This is a genomic window from Candidatus Protofrankia californiensis, from assembly GCF_900634765.1.
GTDB lineage: Bacteria > Actinomycetota > Actinomycetes > Frankiales > Frankiaceae > Protofrankia > Protofrankia californiensis.
In genome coordinates, this window is the sequence record NZ_CAAAFT010000427.1 from 1 (window position 1) to 2,197 (window position 2,197).

The 2,197-nt window shown below is 68.8% G+C and carries 2 protein-coding genes; both read right to left on the reverse strand.

Annotated features, from left to right (window positions below; all coding sequences use genetic code 11):
* Positions 1 to 228 precede the first annotated feature (228 nt).
* Positions 229 to 1,746, reverse strand: a complete 1,518-nt coding sequence (gatB, locus tag DD1DGNOD_RS21935; RefSeq protein ID WP_131768384.1) for an Asp-tRNA(Asn)/Glu-tRNA(Gln) amidotransferase subunit GatB — start codon at positions 1,744 to 1,746, stop codon at positions 229 to 231.
* Complete coding sequence (locus DD1DGNOD_RS21940) at positions 1,743 to 2,114, reverse strand: hypothetical protein (protein WP_131768385.1); 372 nt, start codon at positions 2,112 to 2,114, stop codon at positions 1,743 to 1,745. The genes gatB and DD1DGNOD_RS21940 overlap by 4 nt, the downstream gene beginning before the upstream one ends.
* Positions 2,115 to 2,197 lie beyond the last annotated feature (83 nt).

The window sequence follows — 2,197 nt, forward strand, 5'->3', positions numbered from 1 at the left end:
CGTCGACAAGCTTACGAAGGATTGACCGGACACCACTCCTCGACGCGCCGTGAACCATCAACGGAAGGCGTAGGTGGAAACCGCTGCTACCACGATGGTTTCCACCTACGCCTTCCGTGCCTGTAGGTGAAAATCGTCGCCACAGTGACGGTTTTCACCTACAGGTTTCGGTGGCTGTGAGCGGAAGATCGACTGTGGGCGCCAGAAGCCAGAAGGGATGCCGGGGCACTACTGGCCGAGGCGCTCCAGCAGGAGTTTGCGCACGGTACCCGGGTCCGCCTGGCCCTTCATGGCCTTCATGACCGCGCCGACCAGCGGGCCCACCGCGTTCACCTTGCCACCCCGCACCTTGTCGGCGATGGCCGGCTGGGCGGCGATGACCGCGTCGACCGCCTCGGTGAGCGCGCCGTCGTCCGACACGAGCTTGAGGCCACGACCGGCCACCACCTCGTCGGGAGTCCCCTCACCGGCGAGGACGCCGTCGATGACGGTGCGGGCGAGAGCGTCGGTCAGGTCACCATCGGCGATCATTTCCGTGATACGGGCGACGTCGAAGGGCCCGATCGCGAGGCCTGTCGGAGTCACGCCGGCGTCGGCGGCCCGGCGCGCGAGCTCGTTCAGCCACCACTTGCGGGCGGCCTCGACCGCCGCCCCCGCCGCGATGGTCTCCTCGACCAGGTCGAGGACGCCGGCGTTGCGCATGTTCACGATGTCGGTGGGCGTGAACCCGTAGTCACCGGCAAGGCGTGCGCGGCGCTGCGCCGGCAGCTCCGGAATGGTCGCCCGGACGGCGTCGACGTACTCGTGGGTCAGCGCCAGCGGTGTGAGGTCGGGTTCGGGGAAGTACCGGTAGTCGGTCGCCTCCTCCTTGGAGCGCCCGGTCGACGTCGTCCCGGACGCCTCGTCGAAGTGCCGGGTCTCCTGGACGACCCGAAGGCCCGCATCCAACCGGGTGGCCTGCCGGACGATCTCGTGCCGGACCGCCCGTTCCACCGACCGCAGCGAGTTGAGGTTCTTGGTCTCGGACCGGGTGCCGTAGGGCGCGGCGGGCTCGCCGGGCGCGGTACGCGGCCGCAGCGACACGTTGGCGTCGCAGCGCAGCGAACCCTGCTCCATCCGGACGTCGGAGACGGTGAGCGCACGGCACAGCTCGCGCAGCTCGTCGACGTAGGCGCGGGCAACCTCGGGCGAACGGACGTCCGGCTCAGTGACGATCTCGATCAATGGAATGCCGGCCCGGTTGTAGTCGACCAGCGAGTGCGTGGCCCCGTGGATGCGCCCGGTGGCCCCGCCGACGTGCAGGGACTTGCCGGTGTCCTCCTCCATGTGGACGCGGGTGATGCCGACCCGGTGGATCTTCCCGTCGACCTCCACGTCGAGCCAGCCGTTCTCGCACAGCGGCTCGTCGTACTGGCTGATCTGGAAGTTCTTCGGCATGTCCGGGTAGAAGTAGTTCTTGCGCGCGAAGCGGCACCATGGCGAGACCGAGCAGTTGAGCGCCAGGCCGATCATCACGGCGAACCGGACGGCGGCCTCGTTGACCACCGGTAGCGAGCCGGGCAGCCCCAGACACGTCGGGCATACCTGGGTGTTGGGATCCGCCCCGAACACGGTGGAACATCCGCAGAACATCTTCGAGGCGGTGCCGAGCTCGACGTGCGTCTCCAGCCCGATCACCGGCTCGTAGCGAGCGACGGCGTCGTCGAAGGTGGGGGTGGTGGCCGCCGTGGTGGCCGAGGGTGTCAACGCACGTGCTCCTGTTCAACCGCGTCTGCCTGTACTGATGGGGAACCGGAATCCGGGTCGGCCGGCTCCTCCGCGTGCGCCGCCGGTGCGGCTTGCGTCTGGTCGCTGACTCCCAGCGACCCGGGGACTTGAGCCTCCGGCGGCGCGGAAGAACCGTGATCGTGCCGCCCTTGACCCTCCAGACGGCGGGCCCGGGTGTCACGCAGGTGGATCCGGGTGGCGAACACGGCCGCGCCGACACCGAGGACGCCCCATATGATCAGGATGGGCGCCACCGCCACGACACCGAGTACGAGCACGGTGACAACCAGCACCCAGGCCGCCACCAGCAGCGTCCGGTCCTCACGTCTGCTACGTAGCGCAACCATCGTATGCCTCCTCCCACGCCATCCTAGCCGGCCGGAGGCAGAGCGATCATGGTTCTTCCCGCGCGGCCGGGGGTCTCGTCACA